At 70.5% G+C, this 17,112-nt stretch carries 16 protein-coding genes and 1 tRNA gene; 4 read left to right on the plus strand and 13 right to left on the minus strand.

The features are described 5' to 3' along the window. Positions 1-19 precede the first annotated feature (19 nt). From ACQUQF_RS03860 to ACQUQF_RS03870, 3 genes are all read right to left on the minus strand, one after another. Complete coding sequence (locus ACQUQF_RS03860) at positions 20-331, minus strand: MTH1187 family thiamine-binding protein (RefSeq protein WP_435175891.1); 312 nt, start codon at positions 329-331, stop codon at positions 20-22. Positions 332-528: 197 nt separating this feature from the next. Further along, positions 529-1,518: a beta-ribofuranosylaminobenzene 5'-phosphate synthase family protein gene (locus ACQUQF_RS03865; RefSeq protein ID WP_435175893.1), complete on the minus strand. Its 990-nt coding sequence runs from the start codon at positions 1,516-1,518 to the stop codon at positions 529-531. A gap of 74 nt (positions 1,519-1,592) precedes the next feature. Then, on the minus strand, positions 1,593-2,552 hold the full coding sequence (locus tag ACQUQF_RS03870) for a glycosyltransferase (protein WP_435175895.1): 960 nt from the start codon (positions 2,550-2,552) through the stop codon (positions 1,593-1,595). A 315-nt stretch (positions 2,553-2,867) separates the two neighbouring features. Here ACQUQF_RS03870 and ilvD point away from each other — a divergent pair, with 315 nt between their 5' ends. Beyond that, the gene (gene ilvD, locus ACQUQF_RS03875) at positions 2,868-4,580 is read left to right on the plus strand and encodes a dihydroxy-acid dehydratase (protein WP_435175897.1); all 1,713 of its coding nucleotides are present in this window, start codon (positions 2,868-2,870) and stop codon (positions 4,578-4,580) included. 34 nt (positions 4,581-4,614) lie between these two features. Here ilvD and ACQUQF_RS03880 read toward each other — a convergent pair whose 3' ends face one another. Beyond that, positions 4,615-4,818 (minus strand): hypothetical protein, encoded by a 204-nt coding sequence (locus ACQUQF_RS03880; protein WP_435175899.1) that lies wholly within the window; start codon positions 4,816-4,818, stop codon positions 4,615-4,617. A gap of 159 nt (positions 4,819-4,977) precedes the next feature. Between ACQUQF_RS03880 and ACQUQF_RS03885 the strand changes: the two genes are divergently transcribed. Further along, positions 4,978-5,403, plus strand: coding sequence for an acyl-CoA thioesterase (locus tag ACQUQF_RS03885; RefSeq protein ID WP_435175901.1), 426 nt, complete (start codon positions 4,978-4,980; stop codon positions 5,401-5,403). 61 nt (positions 5,404-5,464) lie between these two features. Here the strand turns inward: ACQUQF_RS03885 and ACQUQF_RS03890 are convergent. From ACQUQF_RS03890 to ACQUQF_RS03915, 6 genes are all read right to left on the minus strand, one after another. Beyond that, positions 5,465-5,535 (minus strand) — tRNA-Pro (locus ACQUQF_RS03890). A gap of 90 nt (positions 5,536-5,625) precedes the next feature. Next, the gene (locus ACQUQF_RS03895; protein WP_435175903.1) at positions 5,626-6,711 is read right to left on the minus strand and encodes a succinylglutamate desuccinylase/aspartoacylase family protein; all 1,086 of its coding nucleotides are present in this window, start codon (positions 6,709-6,711) and stop codon (positions 5,626-5,628) included. A gap of 50 nt (positions 6,712-6,761) precedes the next feature. Then, positions 6,762-7,694 (minus strand): RNA-guided pseudouridylation complex pseudouridine synthase subunit Cbf5, encoded by a 933-nt coding sequence (locus tag ACQUQF_RS03900; RefSeq protein WP_435175905.1) that lies wholly within the window; start codon positions 7,692-7,694, stop codon positions 6,762-6,764. A gap of 4 nt (positions 7,695-7,698) precedes the next feature. Further along, the gene (gene cmk, locus ACQUQF_RS03905) at positions 7,699-8,274 is read right to left on the minus strand and encodes a (d)CMP kinase (RefSeq protein WP_435175907.1); all 576 of its coding nucleotides are present in this window, start codon (positions 8,272-8,274) and stop codon (positions 7,699-7,701) included. Between the two features lie 171 nt (positions 8,275-8,445). Continuing rightward, positions 8,446-9,360, minus strand: a complete 915-nt coding sequence (locus ACQUQF_RS03910; protein WP_435175909.1) for a DUF106 domain-containing protein — start codon at positions 9,358-9,360, stop codon at positions 8,446-8,448. Between the two features lie 275 nt (positions 9,361-9,635). Continuing rightward, positions 9,636-10,268, minus strand: a complete 633-nt coding sequence (locus ACQUQF_RS03915) for an adenylate kinase (protein WP_435175911.1) — start codon at positions 10,266-10,268, stop codon at positions 9,636-9,638. 239 nt (positions 10,269-10,507) lie between these two features. Here ACQUQF_RS03915 and ACQUQF_RS03920 point away from each other — a divergent pair, with 239 nt between their 5' ends. Continuing rightward, positions 10,508-11,392: a homoserine kinase gene (locus ACQUQF_RS03920; RefSeq protein WP_435175913.1), complete on the plus strand. Its 885-nt coding sequence runs from the start codon at positions 10,508-10,510 to the stop codon at positions 11,390-11,392. Positions 11,393-11,431: 39 nt separating this feature from the next. Here the strand turns inward: ACQUQF_RS03920 and ACQUQF_RS03925 are convergent, their stop codons facing one another. Beyond that, on the minus strand, positions 11,432-12,082 hold the full coding sequence (locus ACQUQF_RS03925; RefSeq protein ID WP_435175915.1) for a polysaccharide deacetylase family protein: 651 nt from the start codon (positions 12,080-12,082) through the stop codon (positions 11,432-11,434). Positions 12,083-12,133: 51 nt separating this feature from the next. Then, complete coding sequence (pdxS, locus tag ACQUQF_RS03930; protein WP_435175917.1) at positions 12,134-13,042, minus strand: pyridoxal 5'-phosphate synthase lyase subunit PdxS; 909 nt, start codon at positions 13,040-13,042, stop codon at positions 12,134-12,136. 129 nt (positions 13,043-13,171) lie between these two features. On the opposite strand from pdxS, the gene ACQUQF_RS03935 reads away from it, so the two are divergent. Beyond that, a complete protein-coding gene (locus ACQUQF_RS03935) occupies positions 13,172-13,918 on the plus strand; it encodes a DUF1405 domain-containing protein (protein WP_435175918.1) in 747 nt (248 codons plus the stop codon). Positions 13,919-13,952: 34 nt separating this feature from the next. Here ACQUQF_RS03935 and ACQUQF_RS03940 read toward each other — a convergent pair whose 3' ends face one another. After that, positions 13,953-16,616: a valine--tRNA ligase gene (locus tag ACQUQF_RS03940; RefSeq protein WP_435175920.1), complete on the minus strand. Its 2,664-nt coding sequence runs from the start codon at positions 16,614-16,616 to the stop codon at positions 13,953-13,955. Positions 16,617-17,112 lie beyond the last annotated feature (496 nt).

Genomic DNA, 17,112 nt, shown 5'->3' on the forward strand with positions numbered 1-17,112 from the left:
GGCCGCCTCGGTGGTCCCGCTACCGCTCCCGCTTCGCCTCCCGGCCGAGCGCCTCCTCGACGGCGTCGACCTTCTCGCGGGCATGCTGCTCGCGCGTGCGCTTGTCGTCTATCTTCAGGAAGGTGCTCACCCGGTCGCCGTCGACCGCCTCGTGGGCGGCCTGCGCGGCCGCGAACAGCTCGTCGACCGAGTCGGCCTCGATGACGGTCCCCATCGGGTTGGTCTCGTACGAGACGTCGAAGTCGTCGAGCGCGGCGACGGCCTTCGCAACCTCCTCGGCCATGCTGCCCTCGACGACCGGTGCGACGCTCAGGAGCGCGATGACGGTCATGGTCACGCAGACGGACGCGGGCCGGCCCCTTTGCCGTTTTGTAAAAATTCTATCACTCCCCGAACCATGCGATCTTCTCCCGGATCCGTGCGAAGGTTCAAGTGCGAGAGCGGGACGAACCCCGGCCGGACGCCTCGCGCGGTTCCGGCCGAGAACGGCGTGCGCACCCTCCGCACGCCGCGGGACCGCCAGTCCGGCTACTCCGAGAGGACTGCGCCATCGCTCGCCTCGACCCGCGCGCCGCGGTTCCGGGGTTCGGCGACCAGCACGTCACCGTCGACGCCGACCGTCGAGAGCGCCGCCTCCGCCGCCTCGCGGGCCGCGCCGGCGCGGCGCTCGGTCGTCACGCCGTAGACCGCGGGCCCCCACGACGACTGGCCGGCGCCGGCGATCGCCGTCGCGTCGCCGAGCGCCGCGACCAGTTCGCCGACCGGCGGCCGGTAGACGCCGCCCTGCTCGTCGGCGTACCACGCGCCGTTGAGCCGGCCGACCTCGGCGACCGCCGCGCCGAACGCCTCGGCGTCGCCCGTCGCGACCGCGGGGAGGACGCGCCGAGTGACCACCGCGGCGATCTCGTCGGCGATGGTCGGGTCGGCGCGCTCGACGACCGCCCGCATGCTGGCGTCCTCGTCGTCGCCGCTCCGGCCGGGGTCGGCGTCCGGCAGGACGACCACGAACCGCCAGTCGTCGGGCACCGCGTGGCGGGCCGCGACCGCCGGGACCGCCCACTCTCCCCGCGGGGGCCGGTCGGCCGTGAACCGCTCGGTGGGATGGCCGGCGTCGAGGACGAACCCGCCGTCCTCGAAGGCGGCGACCCCGACGCCGCTCCGGCCGCCCCGACCGAGTTTCGGCGCGCGCTGGCGGACCCGTGGCTGCCGGTCGTGCGCGCGGGCGACCGCGGCGAGGACCGCGAGTGCCAGCTGGGTCCCGCTCCCGAGTCCGACGTGGCGGGGCAGCGTGCGCTCGACCGTCACGTCGGCGCCCGGCACGCCGAGCAGGTCGACCGCCCGGCGGACGTGGTCGCGGGCGCCGTCGTGGTCGCAGCGCACGCGCTCGGCGGCCTCGGCGGTCACGACGACCCGCGGCGAGTCGAGCGCGACCCCGAGCGACCCGTAGAGGCGCTCGTGGGCCAGCGAGAGGTTCTGGAAGCCGAAGTGGAGCCGCGCTCCGACCGAGACCCGTGCCATGGCGGCGAGTTCCCTCCGGAGCGGGTTGCCCGTTCCGGCAGTGGCAAAAACTGGTCACACCGCCGGCGGCCGGGTCAGGACAGGTCCGCGAGGACGTGGTCGGCCACGCGCTCGATGCCGTTCTCGTGGTCGGGCGACTCGGGCGGGTGCCGGACCGCGCGGGCCACGTGGGCGACCGAGTGCTCGACCTGGAACCCCCGGACGCCCCGGCGTTCGAGGACGCGGGTCACGCCGTGCTGCTCGTCGGTGAAGGGGTAGACCACGCAGGGCGTGCCGGCGACCGCGGCCTCCATCACGGTGGAGTAGCCCGAGCAGACCACTACGTCGGCGGCCCGGACCCACGGCAGGAGCGCGGGGACCGCCTCCCAGCCGTCGGCGCCGACGTGGGTCACGTCGTGGCCCTCGGTCCGGAGCGTCTCGGCGAGCACGTCGAAGTCGGTGGAGTAGACGCTCGGGACCACCAGCACCTCGAGGTCGTCCTCGGGCGGTCGACAGCCCGCGGGGTCGAGCGCGATGGGCGGGACGTGGGTCACGCCCGGCGGGTCGCCGTCGTCGGGCGGCCACACCGCCGGGTAGAGGAACGACTCGGCCGCCCGCAGCTGGTAGCGGTTGAGCAGCCAGGTGAACACCTGCTCGACCGCCGCGTCGTAGAAGGAGGCGGCGTTGTGGGTGACGACGTACAGCGGCGTCCCGGTCACCGACGCGGCCATCGCCGCGAACATGTCGTCGGTCACCAGCGCGGCGGGGTCGACCCGGCGGAGCCACCGGACCAGGTCGACCACCCGCTTGGCGCTGTACGGGAGGCTGCGCGTGAGGACCCGGCCGAGCGACCCCTCCTGGTAGTCGCCGATGTAGTCGACCGGGGCGGCCCGGAACACGTCGTAGCCGTTGTGCTCGATGAACCGGGAGCCGGGGCCGCCGCCGGCGAGCGCTATCTCCGCGCCCGCGTTCTCGATGGCCTGGGCGACCGCGAGCATCCGGGTCGCGTGGCCGGCGCCCTCCGGATAGTGAGCGACGGCCACCGTCTGGTCCATGGCCTCCCTTCGACGGCCGCCCGAAAAGTATGTTCTCATTCTAGGATTTCGTCGGCGTTTCGGACCGGCTGCCACGCGTTCCGGTAACACACCGTTCCGGCTTCGTTACTGTCAGACCAAACCGAAAGCTACCGGCGAACCGGGGAGATGGCGGCGATGATACATGACTGCGTGGGAGCGAACGCGACCGCCGCGAGGACCGGGCCGGTGGACCCAGTCGCGGCCGCCCGGAACCGCAGACCGAACGGGTTCGGGTCCGACAGTAACGTTTGTTCGAGCGATGGGACTTAAGCCCCTCCGGGGCTACCCCCGGGTATGTCCGAGAAACCGGCCGACCTCCCGAGCAGCGAGGTCACCGAAGGAGTCGAGCGCGCGCCCCACCGGTCGATGTTCCGCGCGATGGGCTACGACGACGAGGACCTCTCGTCGCCGATGGTCGGCGTCGCCAACCCCGCGGCCGACATCACGCCGTGCAACGTCCACCTCGACGACGTGGCCGCGTCGGCCTACGACGGCGTCGACGAGGCCGGCGGGATGCCAATCGAGTTCGGCACCATCACCATCTCCGACGCCATCTCGATGGGGACCGAGGGGATGCGGGCGTCGCTGGTCTCCCGGGAGGTCATCGCCGACTCGGTCGAACTGGTCGCGTTCGGCGAGCGGCTGGACGGGCTGGTCACGGTCGCGGGCTGCGACAAGAACCTGCCGGGGATGATGATGGCGGCCGTCCGGACCGACCTGCCCTCCGTGTTCCTGTACGGCGGCTCCATCATGCCCGGCGAGCACGAGGGCCGGGAGATAACCATCCAGCAGGTCTTCGAGGGGGTCGGTGCGGTCGCGGAGGGCGAGATGTCCGAGGACGAACTCGACGAGATCGAGCGCCAGGCCTGTCCGGGCGCGGGGTCGTGCGGCGGGATGTTCACCGCCAACACCATGGCCTCCATCTCGGAGGCGCTCGGGTTCGCTCCCCTGGGGAGCGCCAGCCCGCCCGCGGAGTTCGAAGAGCGCTACGAGGTCGCCGAGCGCGCCGGCGAACTCGCGCTGGAGTGCATCGAGAACGACCGACGCCCATCGACGTTCCTGACCCGCGAGTCGTTCGAGAACGCCATCACGCTCCAGGTGGCGACCGGCGGCTCTACCAACGCGGTGCTGCACCTGCTCGCGCTGGCCGCCGAAGCGGGCATCGACCTCGACATCGGCGATTTCGACGACATCTCCCGGCGCACCCCGAAGATCGTCGACCTCCAGCCGGGCGGCGAGCGCGTGATGAACGACCTCCACGAGATCGGCGGCATTCCCGTCGTCATCCGCCGGCTGCTGGAGGCCGGGCTGTTCCACGGCGACGCGATGACCGTGACCGGCCGGACGATCGCGGAGGAGCTGGACGAACTCGACCTGCCCGACGACGACGAGATCGACGCGGACTTCCTCTACACCGTCGACGAACCGAAGCAGGAGGAGGGAGCCATCAAGATCCTCCGGGGCAACCTCGCGCCCGACGGCGCGGTCCTGAAGGTCACCGGCGAGGACAACTTCCACCACGAGGGGCCGGCCAGGGTCTTCGAGAACGAGGAGGACGCGATGGAGTACGTCCAGGAGGGCCGCATCGAGTCGGGCGACGTCATCGTCATCCGCAACGAGGGACCGCAGGGCGGGCCCGGCATGCGCGAGATGCTGGGGGTCACCTCCGCGGTCGTCGGCGCGGGCCACGAGGACGACGTCGCGATGGTCACCGACGGTCGGTTCTCGGGCGCGACCCGCGGGCCGATGATCGGTCACGTCGCGCCGGAGTCGTTCGTGGGCGGTCCCATCGCGGCGCTGGAGGACGGCGACCGCGTCACCATCGACATCCCCGACCGGACCCTCGAGGCCGACCTCCCGGACGACGAGATCGAGTCGCGCCTCGACGCTCGCGACGAACCCGAGCTCGCGTATCAGAACGGCGTGCTGGCGAAGTACGGCGCGGCGTTCGACTCCGCCGCGAACGGTGCGGTCACGAACCCGGGCGTGCGGCGGGACGGCGAGTAAGGAGACCGGGCCGGCGAGACTGATACGGCGACGGTCACTCGGTCCCGTCTTCGGTCGACGCCGCGACCTTGGCGGCCATGTCCTCGGTGGCGCGGGCCGCCGACTCGCCCGTCCCGACGACCGGCAGGCCGGCCTGCGTGGCCTCCCACGTCCCGTCGGCACGCTTCGTCAACTGGACCACCGTCTCTCCGTAGTCGGTCACGGTTCCCTCCGCGTTCTGATTCGTCTGTTTCGACATATCCGTCGTTCCGAGAGGTTTCCACTAAGAGGCTCGCCGTCCGGACGGCGGAAGTGAAAGTGGTTGCTGCGGGGGCAGACGCGGAGCGACGGAACGGCGCGACCTCGTCAAGACGCGAGGAGAGGTGATTTCAAACCGACAGTCCGCGTCGGTGCGGACGTGACCCATCGAACCTTCACCCACGACATCGCGGTCCAGTTCCGCGACCTCGACACCCGTGCGCACGTCAACCACGTCGTCTACGCGGCCTACTTCGAGCGAGCGAAGGAGCGCCTGTTCGAGGAGGTGCTGGACGTCTCGCTGTCGGAGGCTCCGACCGTCGTGCGGTCGCTCGACGTCGACTATCGGGCACCCATCGGTGCCGACCGAACTGTCACGGCCGCGCTGGGGCCCGTCGAGACCGGCGAGACGAGCCTCACCATCGAGTACGAACTTCGGGATGGGGATGAGGTGGCGGCTACGGGGCGGACGGTGTCGGTCTATCTGGACGACGACGGGCGACCGGCGTCGCTGCCGGCGGCGTGGCGGGAGGCGCTGGCACCGTATCAAGCCGAGAGTGAAATGGAAGAATCTGAGCGGGAGTAGTCTCTCGTTGCCGGGTTACAGATCTCTACCAGGGAATTATCGGACGGAATTGAAGTTGGAATGGGACCGCCGAGATTCGAACTCAGGTCCAACGCACCCCATGCGCTGAGGATACCGCTACCCCACGGTCCCGCAGTGCACTTCGCGTGCAATTCGACAAAGGCCCGTCCCTGAGTTAAGCGCTTCGTTTCACGTCGAGCGATTTTCCCCGATCGCCAGGACTTACTCCCCGCCGTCGGACCCCTCGTCCGCATCACGCGGAACCACCAGATCGCCGTCGTCGCGGACCGCCATGCTCGCCAGCGCGTCGTTCTCGTACGCCGCCACGCCGTGCATCCGGCCGAGCACGTAGCCGTCGTGCTCGGACTCGACCGTCGCCTTCCGCTCGCCGTGGGGCGTACATATTTCGGCGACGACGTCGCCCTCGGTCACCACGTCGCCCGCGTCGACCCGGTGGCGCGCGATGCCGGGCGTGTCAGCGTGGGGATGGACCGCGCGCTTGACCGGGTAGTCGACCGGCGCCTCGGGACCGACCGCGCCGGGGTCGGGGTCGCCCGGCAGGACGTCGAGTTCGCGCATGACGTTCCGGACGCCGGCGACGCCCGCCTCGCGGACGTCCTCCTCGACGACCGCGTGACCGCCGAGTTCCGCCGTGAACGCGGGGATGCCGGCGTTGTTGAGGGCCGCACCCGCGGTCGAGCGCTGGAGGTTCTGCTCGACGTACTCCGCGGCGGCGTACTCGTTGACCACCGGCATCCCGAAGGCGTCGACCAGCGATTCGAGGTCGTCGGCGAGCTCGTGAGCTTCGTCCTCGCTTCGGTGCTCTCCAAATAGCACCCTGTCCCGGATGAGGAACGGCATCGACCCGACGTGGGCGGTGTGGAGGTCGACCAGCGCGTCGGCCGAGTCGGCGAACGCCTCGTAGACGCGCTCGTCGATCAGCTGCTGGACGCTGGGCGGGCGCGCGCTCTCGGCGTCGGGGTCCGGGAAGTAGCGGTTGGGGTCCTCGTCGTCGTAGTAGGACGTTCGGGTGTTGCGGCGGAGTCCCGCCGGATTCAGCGTCGGGATGCAGACCACGGTCCCCCGAATCTCGCTCGCCAGGTCGTCGGTCATCACGTCCTGCGCGACCGCGAGGCCCGTCACCTCGTTGCCGTGGACAGCGGCCGTGAGCCAGAGCGTCGGGCCGTCTTCCTCGCCCTCCGCGAGGACGACGGGGAGGCGTTCGGGGGTGCCGGTCGGGAGGTCGGTGACGTCGAGCCAGCCGGTGGCGAGTTCGCCGGGCGCGGATTCCGCGGTGCCGAGTTGCATGTCCGGAGGGTGGCAGGGCGCGGTGAAAAAGGTGGGTCCGCGGCGAGGCGCTACACCAGCACGCGCTCCAGTTCCACGACGACGCCCGACTCGGCGTCGGGGTCGCCGACCATCGTGCCGAGGCAGACCGCGGCCCCGTTCGGGGTGTAGCAGGCGACCAGCTGTCCCTCCTCGGCTGCCTCCGCGTCGATGACGCCCGGGGCGTACACCTGCGCGCCGTTGGCAACCTCCTCGGCCGCGCTCGGCGCGATGGTGACCGCCGGCAGGTGGTCGAGCGCGCGCTCCGCGGGGCTGAGGACCTCCCGAAGCCAGTCGTCCTCGCCGTCCGCTCGCGGGGCGTGGCTACGCTCCTCCCCGCTCGTTGATTCCGAGGCGCTTCGCGCCTCGCCCTCCCGCCACCGGGCCAGCGCGTCGGCGAGGTCCTCCATGGTCACCAGCGTCGCGTCGTCGAACGGGTCGGTCGCGGTCCGGCGGAGGTCGCCCATGTGGGCGCCGGTGCCGAGCGCCAGTCCCAGGTCGTGACAGAGTTTCCTGACGTACGTCCCGCTCTCGCACCGGATGCGCAGCAGCGCCTGGCGCTCCGTCACCTCCAGGACGTCGAGGTCGTACACCTCCCGGACGCGGAGCCGGCGGGCGACCGCGCTCTTTCGCGGGGGCTTCTGGTAGAGCGGCCCCTCGAACTCCGAGACGATGGCCTCGAGGTCGGCCGGCGGGTCGTCGTGGAGCTCCAGCACCGCGACGTACTCCTTCGCGCCCTCGAGGAACACCTGCGAGAGCCGGGTCGCGGCGCCGGTGAGCACCGGGAGACAGCCCGTGACCTTCGGGTCGAGCGTGCCGGCGTGGGCCGCCCGGTCGACGTCGGCTAAATCGCGGACCCACGCCGCGACCTGGTGGGCCGAGGGGCCCGGCGGCTTGTCGAGGTTGACGACGCCGAACGCGAGCAGTTCGTCGGGCGAACGGTCGTCCGGCGGTCCACGGAGCATGGCGTCAGAAGTCCGCGTCGAGTTCCACGGGGTACTTGCCCTCGTCGACGCCGGCGTCGTACTCCTCGACGGCGGTCACCAGCATGTCCAGCACCGCGTCGGCGTCCCACCGCGCGGTGTTAATCGAGAGGTCGTAGATCTTGAGGTTCGTGATGTCGATGCCGTAGTACTCGCGGTACCGGTCGGTCTCGCTGCTCTCGCGGGCCGCGGTCTCCTCGCGGGCGTTGTCGACCGGCTTCTCCTCGCGCTCGGCGATGCGCTCGGCCCGCACGTCGAGGGGCGCGTCGAGCCACACCCGGAAGTCGGCGTGGTCGCCGGCGAGCCAGCCGGCGAGCCGGGACTCGAGCACCAGGTCGTCCTCCTCGGCCGCGATGTCGGCGAGCCGGCGGTCGAGGTCGCGGTCGATCTGGTCGTCCTCCTCGGCGAGCTTGTTGAACTCCAGCGTCGAGTAGCCGCGCTCGGCGGCCAGTTCCCGGAAGATGTCTCCGCCGCTTTTGTGTTCGAGATCCAGCGCATCGGCCAGCTTGGAGGCCGTCGTGCTCTTCCCGCTCCCCGGCGGGCCGGAGACTGTGATCAACATATCCCTTCTCGGAGTGGCGGTCTCAAAGAGGTTTTGAACTCGGCCCGGAGGTCGGGCCGACGCGGTGCGCGAGGCCGTCACACGGGGAGGTTCGCAGGTGAAGCGGGAGCGGGATGGAGAGGATCGGGAGCCGAGAGAAGGGGAGTCGAGAGCCGAGAGCGCCGGCGCCGCCTACGTCGGCGTCGTCTGGATGTTCAGCGACTTCCGGAGGAGCTGGGTGAAGCTCATCGAGCAGAGGAAGTACCAGACGATCCAGAGCTGCATCGGGCCCAGCACCTTCGAGGTCCACCGCGCCTCGCCGATGAGCGGCGCGACGATGGTCCACTCGCCCGCGCTGACGTGGCCGTCGAGCACCATCCAGTAGATCCAGAGGAACACCGGGATGGTGACGAACATCGTCCAGACCATCGGGCGGAACTGCTCCTTGAACATGCCCATCTGGTCGCCCATCGCGTCCATCTGCTCCTCGCGGATCTCCTCGAGCGCCTCGTCGTCGCCCCGCTCCTGGGCCTGCTTGCGCTTCTCCTGGATGTCCTTCATGCGCTGCTGGTAGGCGCTCATCTTCTCCATGTCCATCAGGTTGGCCTGGAGCAGCGTGGTGAACAGCCCGGTCAGCAGCGCGACGACCAGCACGACGACGTAGAACGGGACCACCGCGTCGACCGGTCCGAGCACGACGTCGACGGTGCCGCCGACGACGTCGCGGATCGGCCGCTGGGAGTAGCCCAGGAACAGGCCGGCGGCGCCGACCGCCGCCAGCTTGTCCCACTTGGTCCACGACGACTCGTCGTCGTCGATGTCAGCGACGTCGGCGTCGGTGTCGGTCGACGTGACGGTAGGGGGCTCGTCGTCGAGCGCCGCCTCGACCGCGTCGGGGTCGGCGAGCCGGAACTCGTCGCCGACGCTCTCGAGGACGTCCTTCTCGATGAGGCGACCCCACTGACCGCTCGTGAGCGCGTCGTTCACGTCGGCCCACTCGATGCGGTCGGAGCCGCCGTCCGTGCGGTCGTAGACGACCGCCAGGGCGTCGGCCATCGCCGAGTCGTCGGCGATGAGCGACTCTATCTTGTCCGCGGTCCGTGCCATTGGAGGGATTTGGAATCCCCCGGTTAATCAACTTTCGTCTTTAGTCGACCCGTCCGGCCCGCGTAATCGGGCGTCTCGGTCGTCGTAGGCGCCCTGGACCCGGTCCGCTCGTCCGGCTGACGAGAGTCGGTTCACCGCCCGACGGGCGGGCGTGCCGCCCACAGGGGTTATGTCGCTCGCAGGAGGTCGTGTCGCTCGCAGGTGGTCGTGTCGCTCGCAGGTGGTCGCGTCGCTCCCGAAAAGCGGTGACTATCGGACGGAAACGGGAGACGGCCTCAGGCGTTCTCCTCGATGGCGGACTTCACGTCGTCCCAGACCTCGTCGGGGGTCTGCTCGCCGTCGATGCGGATGAGGTCGCCCTCCTCCTCGTAGAACTCGATGACCGGTTCGGTGTTCTCCTGGTAGACGCGGATGCGCTCGCGGACCGTCTCCTCGGTGTCGTCCTCGCGTTGGACGAGGCGCTGGCGGACCTCCTCGTCGTCGGGCATGTTGAACTCGACGTGGTAGATGTCGCCGGTCTCGGGGTCGAGCCGGCGGCCGGTGAGCCGCTCGACGAGCTCCTCCTCGTCGACGTCGAGGTAGAGCACGACGTCGAGGTCGGTCATCTCCGAGAGGGTCTCGGCCTGGTCCAAGTTCCGCGGGTAGCCGTCGAGGACGAACCCGTCGGCCTCGTCGAGGGCGGTGTCGACGATCTCGTTGACCACCTCGTCGGGGACGAGCTCGCCGCGGTCCATGTACTCGCCCGGCGTGTCGTACTCCAGCCCCAGGTGGCTGATGTCCATCTCCTTGTTCGCGCGGAGCGCGTCACCGGTCGTGACGTGCTCGACGCCGAACTCCTCGACGATGTTGTCGCTCTGGGTACCCTTGCCTGCGCCCGGCGCGCCGAGTATCAGAATGTGGGGCTCCATGGGGGTGACTGCGCCGCCCTCGCATAAAGGCTTAAAGAAAGCGGACAGTACGACGCCTCGGCGGGAGCTCGACCGGGGTTCGGCCGAACGCCCACGCTCGACCGGACTCGGCCCGGCGCACTCGACCGGGGTCGAGTCGCAGCGCGACCGGAGCAGAACGCGATTGGGCCGGAGCGCGACCGGGGCCGGGGCGAGCCCGCCCCGGCAGACTTTTGATTTGGCCCTGATAATGCACGGCCATGCTCACGGTGCGGGCGCCGGCGACGAGTGCGAACCTGGGGAGCGGCTTCGACGTGTTCGGGGTGGCGCTGACCCGTCCCGCCGACGTGGTGCGGGTCGAGCGCGCGGACGAGACCACGATCGAGGTGACCGGCGCGGGCGCGGAGTTCATCCCGACCGACCCGGCGGAGAACACCGCGGGGGTCGTCGCGCGCGAACTCGACGCGCCGGCCCGCATCCGGATCGACAAGGGCGTCCGGCCCTCCTCTGGACTGGGGTCGTCGGCCGCCAGCGCGGCGGGCGCGGCGGTCGCGCTGAACGAGCTCTACGACTGCGGGCTCTCCCGGAAGGAACTGGTCCGGGTCGCGGCCGAGGGCGAGGCGGTCGTCTCGGGCGACGCCCACGCCGACAACGTCGCACCCTCGATCCTCGGCGGGTTCACGGTCGTGACCGACGACGGCGTCACGTGCGTCGACGCCGACCTCCCCGTGGTGGTCTGCCTGCCAGAGACCGTCGTGTCGACCCGCGACGCCCGCGGGGTCGTCCCCGAGTCGGTCGCGATGGACGAGATGGTCGAGACGGTCGGCAACGCCTCGACGCTGGTCGCCGGGATGTGCCGGTCGGACCCCGACCTGGTCGGTCGGGGGCTGACCGACCCGGTGGTGACGCCGGCCCGCGCCGACCTCATCGACGGCTACGACGCGGTCGCCGAGGCCGCCGCAGAGGCCGGCGCGACCGGCGTGACCGTCTCGGGCGCCGGCCCCGGCGTGCTGGCGGTGTGTCGCCACCGGCGCCAGCGCCGGGCGGTCGCCTCGGCGATGGTCGAGGCGTTCGCCGACGCCGGCGTCGAGGCCCGCGCCTACCAGACCGAGATCGGCGGCGGTGCGGTGCGCTACCGGTCGTAGCAGGGAGCCGACGGCGGGGGAATCAGACCGGACGCCGATTCAGTCGAGCAGGTCGAGCGGGTCGCCGAAGTCGACTCCCTGATCGTCGAGGGCGTCGAGAAACGCCTCGAACAGCTCCGTGGAGTTGCCGGCGTCGTGGAAGAGGACGATGGTCGACGACTCGCCGTCGAGACGCTCGGCCGCGGAGTCGACCCGGTCCCGGAGTTCGTCGGGGGAGTCGACCTCCCAGTCCCGGAGGTCGACCGTCCAGTACCAGTCGCGGTCGCCTGCGTGGCGGTCGGCGTACCGGTCGCCGAGCCGGTCCGGGTCCGGCGGGACGAACCTCCGGTCCGCGAGTACTCGCTGGAACGCGTCGGCGTCCTCGCCGCCCTTCTCGCCGTACGGGAAGCGGAACAGCTTCGCGGGCCGGGTCGCGCCGGCCCGGTCGTAGGCGTCCCGGATCAGCGACTCGGTCCGCTCGACCTCGTCGCGGAACGCCGCGACCGAGAGGTCGGCCGCCGACGTGTGGGAGTAGGCGTGGTTGCCGAGGTGGAACCCGGCCTCGACGGCCCGGCGGGCGTGCTCGGGGTGGTCGGCCAGCCGCCGACCCTCGCAGAAGAAGAGCGCGGGGACCTCGCGGTCGGCGAGCAGGTCGAGCTTCTCGGGCAGGTCGGCCGAGGGCGCGTCGTCGACGGTGAGGTAGACGGTCATTCTCGTTGATTCAGCCGTGCGTCCGAACTGCGGGCACTGCGAGCGCGCCGCTCAGTTCCCGCGGCCCTGGAGCTGCTCTTCCTCGGGGAGGTCGGCGTTGGCCTCGCCCTTCATGCCCGCGCCGATGTCCTTGCTGATGGCGGCCAGCCGCTCGGGGTCGTCCCAGTTGTTGGTCGCCTCCACGATGGCGTCGGCCATCGCCTCGGGGTCCTCGGCGCCGAAGATGCCCGAGCCGACGAAGATGCCGTCGCAGCCGTGGTGCATCATCAGCGCGGCGTCCGCGGGCGTGGCGATGCCGCCCGCCGCGAAGTTGACGACCGGGAGCCGGCCCGCCTCGGCGGTCTCGTGGACCAGGTGGGCCGGCGCCTCGATCTCGCGGGCGAACGCCTCGCGCTCCTCCTTGGTCATCCCCTCGATCTCGCGGATCGCGCCCTTGATGTTGCGCTGGTGGTGGACCGCCTGGTTGACGTCGCCGGTGCCGGCCTCGCCCTTGGTCCGGATCATCGCCGCGCCCTCCTCGATGCGCCGGAGCGCCTCGCCGAGGTTCCGCGCGCCGCAGACGAACGGCGAGGTGAACTCGCGCTTGTCGATGTGGTAGCGGTCGTCGGCGGGCGTCAGCACCTCCGACTCGTCGATCATGTCGACGCCGACCGCCTCCAGGATCTGGGCCTCCTTCGTGTGGCCGATGCGGGCCTTGCCCATCACCGGGATCGACACCTCGTCGATGATCTCCTCGACGTCGGCGGGGTCGGCCATCCGGGCGACCCCGCCGCGCTTGCGGATGTCGGCCGGGACGGCCTCGAGCGCCATCACCGCGACGGCGCCCGCGTCCTCGGCGATGCGGGCCTGCTCGCGGTTCACCACGTCCATGATGACCCCGCCCTTCTGCATCCGCGCGAAGCCGCGCTTGACGAGTTCGCTGCCGCGCTTGAGCTCCTCGATGTCTGTCTCGTCGGCCATGCGAGTGAGTTGCGAGCCGAGCGGTTAATGGCTACCGATTACCACTGCCGCCTGCCGGGACTCCGGTAGCCCACCGCCCCGCCGCCCGAGACCGCCAGAGCTTTGCGCCGGAGGTGAGACGACACCGGTATGCTCCCCGACCGGGACGGCCGCTCGCGGCTCCCCGACCGCGACCGTCTCCCGCGGTACCTCGCCCCGCTGCCCGAGCGGCTGGAGGACGTCGCCCTGCGGTACGCGTGGGTCATCGTCGCGGTCAACCTCCTCGGCACCGCGTTCGGCTTCTGGTACTACGGCTTCCACCCGCTCCCGCTGTCGGACCCCCTGATAACCCTGCAGTTCGGCCTCGAACCGCCGGTGATGTGGCCGTTCGTCCCCGACAGCCCGGTGGCGACCCTGTTCATCGCGGCCAGCCTGGCGCTCTGGAAGCTGGGCCGCAGCTCCGAGGTGGTCAACGCCCTCGCGTTCTTCGGCTGCCTCAAGCTCGGACTCTGGACGCCGTTCGTCCTGCTGGCGTTCATGGAGGGGTTCTCGTACAACTCGGTCTGGATGTACAACTTCCTGTTCTGGAGCCACCTCGGCATGGTCGCCGAGGCGTTCCTGATCCACCGGTACAGCGACTTCCCGGTCGGCGCGGTGCTCGTCGCGGTGGTCTGGTACGGCCTCAACGACGTCGTCGACTACTTCGTCCCCGTCGTCGGGTCGGCCCACCACACCCTGCTGCCGGGCCAGGGGCTCGGCCCGGACGGGTTCGCGACCCACCCGTCGCCGACCCACGAGATCGCGGCCGCCGGGGCGGTCGTGATCACGATCGCCGCCACGTTCCTGGCGCTCGCGACCCGGGTGAAGAAGCTGGAAGCCCGGATTCCGGACGCGTAATCACCGGGGTCCGCCGTAGCGGATTCCGCCGGCCCTACTCCCGAACGACGACCAGTGCAGACTCCGTCGCCAGCATCCCGCCCTCGCCGGCGTAGGTGCGCTCGCGCTCGACAGCGAACTCCCCGGGCTCCAGCGTCTCGCCCGCGGCCCGGAGCCGGTCGCCGTCCAGTTCGAAGTCGCCCGCCTCGACGGCGGCCTCGATGTCGCCGACCGCCTCGCCGTACTTCGGGCCGACCGTCTCGTAGTCGAGGCTCACGTCGCTAATCTCGGTCGTCGTCTCGGGCTCACCCGCCGTCACGTCGAGGTCCCGGACGTGTGCGACCTCCCGGATCGCGTCCTCGAACCCCGCGACGTCGCCGTAGACGGTCACCGAGTCGAGTTCGGCGTTGAGCGGGAGCTGGTGCTCGGTCTTGTACTTCCGGAGCGCCGAGACGACCGCCATCGCGGTCTCGCCCGCCGCGAGGTCGGCCTCGTAGCCCGCGGGGTCGGGCCAGTCGGTGGTGTGGACGCTCTCGTCGCCGTGCATCGTCCGCCACAGCTCCTCCGTGACGTGGGGCAGCAGCGGCGCGAACAGCTGCAGGAAGGTCCGGTGGGCGCTCGCCAGCGCGAAGTCCCGCGACGGGGAGGCCGCGCGCTGCTTGGCGATCTCGAGGTAGTCGTCGCAGAACGTGTTCCAGAAGAAGCTCCGGAGCCGGTCGCGGGCCTTCGAGAACTCGTAGGCGTCCATGTGCTCGGTGACGTCTGCGACGACCGCGTCGAGTTCGGCCAGCAGCCACCGGTCGATCGCCGCGAGGTCGTCCGGTTCCTCGGGGCTGTCGTGGTCCTCGTCGGGAGTCAGGTCGGCGACCAGCTTCGAGGCGTTCCAGAGCTTCGTGAGCAGCCGGTCGCCCGTCCGGAGGTCCTTCTCGCTGTAGGGAAAGTCGTCGCCGACCGCGGTGCCGGCCGCCCAGTACCGGACCGCGTCGACGGGGTACTCGGCGAGCGCCTCCTCGGGCGCGACCACGTTGCCCTTCGAGGAGGACATCTTCTCGCGGTTCTCGTCGAGGACGTGGCCGTTTATCAGCACCGCGTCGAACGGGGGCTCGCCGGTGTGTTCGAGGCACTTGACGACCGTGTGGAACAGCCAGAACGAGATGATGTCGTGGCCCTGCGGCCGGAGGTCGAACCGGTAGAGCTCCGGGTTGGCCATCTCGGTCTCGCCGGTCTCCTCGTCGTAGTCCCAGCCGGCGTTGATCAGGGGCGTCAGCGACGAGGTGGCCCAGGTGTCGAAGACGTCCTCCTCGGGGACGAACTCGTCGTGGCCGCAGTCGGGGCAGGTCTCGACCGGCGGGTCGTCGGCGAGGGGGTCGACCGGCAGGTCGGCGCGGTCCGCGACGACCTCGCTCCCGCAGTCCCCGCAGTACCAGACCGGGAACGGGATGCCCGAGTCGCGCTGGCGGGAGATGCACCAGTCCCACTCCAGGCCCTCGATCCAGTGCTCGTACCGGGTGAACATCTTCTCGGGGTACCAGTCCATCTCGCGGCCGGCCTCCAGGTACGCCTCCTTGCGGTCGAGCAGCTTCACGTACCACTGCTCGGTGACGAGGAACTCGACGTCGGTGCCGCAGCGCTCGTGGACGTTGACGGTGTGGGTGACTGGCCGGCGGTCGCGCAGGTACCCCTCCGCCTCCAGGTCGTCCACGATTGCCTCGCGGGCCTGCTCGGTGGACATCCCCTCGTAGGGGCCCGCGAGGTCGGTCATCGTGCCCGACTCGTCGACGCCGACCCGGAGCGGCAGGTCGTGGGCCCGGTACCACTCGATGTCGGTCCGGTCGCCGAACGTACACGACATCACCGCGCCGGTCCCGGTCTCCAGGTCGACCCGCTCGTCGGCGATGATGGGCACCTCGTGGCCGAACAGCGGGACCTCGGCGGTCTCGCCCGCGAGGTGGGCGTGCTCCTCGTCGTCGGGGTGGACGAACATCGCGACGCACGCCGGGACGAGCTCCGGGCGCGTCGTCGAGACGACGAGCTCCCCGTCGGTGCTCGCGAGCGGGAACGCGACGTCGTTGAAGCGGGCGTCGCGCTCGGCGTCCTCGGTCTCGACCTGCGAGATGGCGGTCTCGCACTCCGGACACCAGATGGCCGGCGCCTCCTGGCGGTACTCTCGGCCGTCCTCGTACAGCTCGACGAACGAGAGCTGTGAGACGCGCTGGACGCGGGGCTCGATGGTCTTGTACGTCCGCGACCAGTCGATGGAGACCCCGAGCCCCTGCATCTTCTCGGTGAAGTCGGCCTCGTACTTTCGGCAGACCTCCCGGCACTTCTCCTGGAACTCCCGGCGCGAGAAGTCCTGGTGGCGGATGCCCAGGTCGCGCTCGGTCAGGCGCTCGGAGGCGATGCCGTTGTCGTCGTAGCCGAAGGGGAAGAACACCTCTGACCGGCGCATCCGGCGGAACCGGGCGGCGAAGTCCTGGAGGGTGTGGCCGTAGAGGTGGCCCATGTGGAGGTCGCCCGAGACGGTCGGCGGCGGCGTGTCGATGGAGAAGACGGTACTGGGGTCGGTCTCGGGATCGCCCTCGTAGGCGTAGGTCTCCCGCTCGACCCAGTACTGTTGCCACTTCTGTTCCACCGCTCGGGGGTCGTACTCGCCGGTCGGTTTCGATGCGGTCGTCTGCGATCGGCTGTCGTCGGTCGTCTGAGATTGCTCGGCTGTCATGGCTGTCGCGTGGACTGGTCGGTTGTCGCGGCTGTCGCGCGAGGCGGTCGGCCACACTGGCCGTCGTACGGAAACATCACGGGCGTCGTCCGGACTGGCCGGTGGCCTACGCGCTCGAAAGGCGGTGCGTCGGGACGTGAGAGGAGAGAGCGGGGGCTAGCGGCCCCCTACCGTAACGGCCGGGGCTACCGCGAGGGCCCGCGCCTGGCGGTCGTCGGCCGCAGTCATCACTCCGGAGTTATCTGCTCGCGGTCATAATTCTTGCGCAGTCGCGAGACCTCCTCGCTGTCCGGTCACCGCTCGCCATCCGAGCCGCGGGACGGCTCGCCGCCTCACGGCGTCGCCGTTCGACACTCGGAGACGCTCACTCCGTTCGGGGCTCCCCGTTCGCGGGTCGACCCTCCCCGCTCACCTCACGAGGCCGCCACTACGTTCCGGCCTCGCCGCGCTCGCGGTTTCGCCGAAAGACTCGCTTTACTCGTCTTTCGAGCCTTCC

Origin of the sequence: Halorussus sp. AFM4 (assembly GCF_051194995.1) — an archaeon.
Classification (GTDB): domain Archaea; phylum Halobacteriota; class Halobacteria; order Halobacteriales; family Haladaptataceae; genus Halorussus.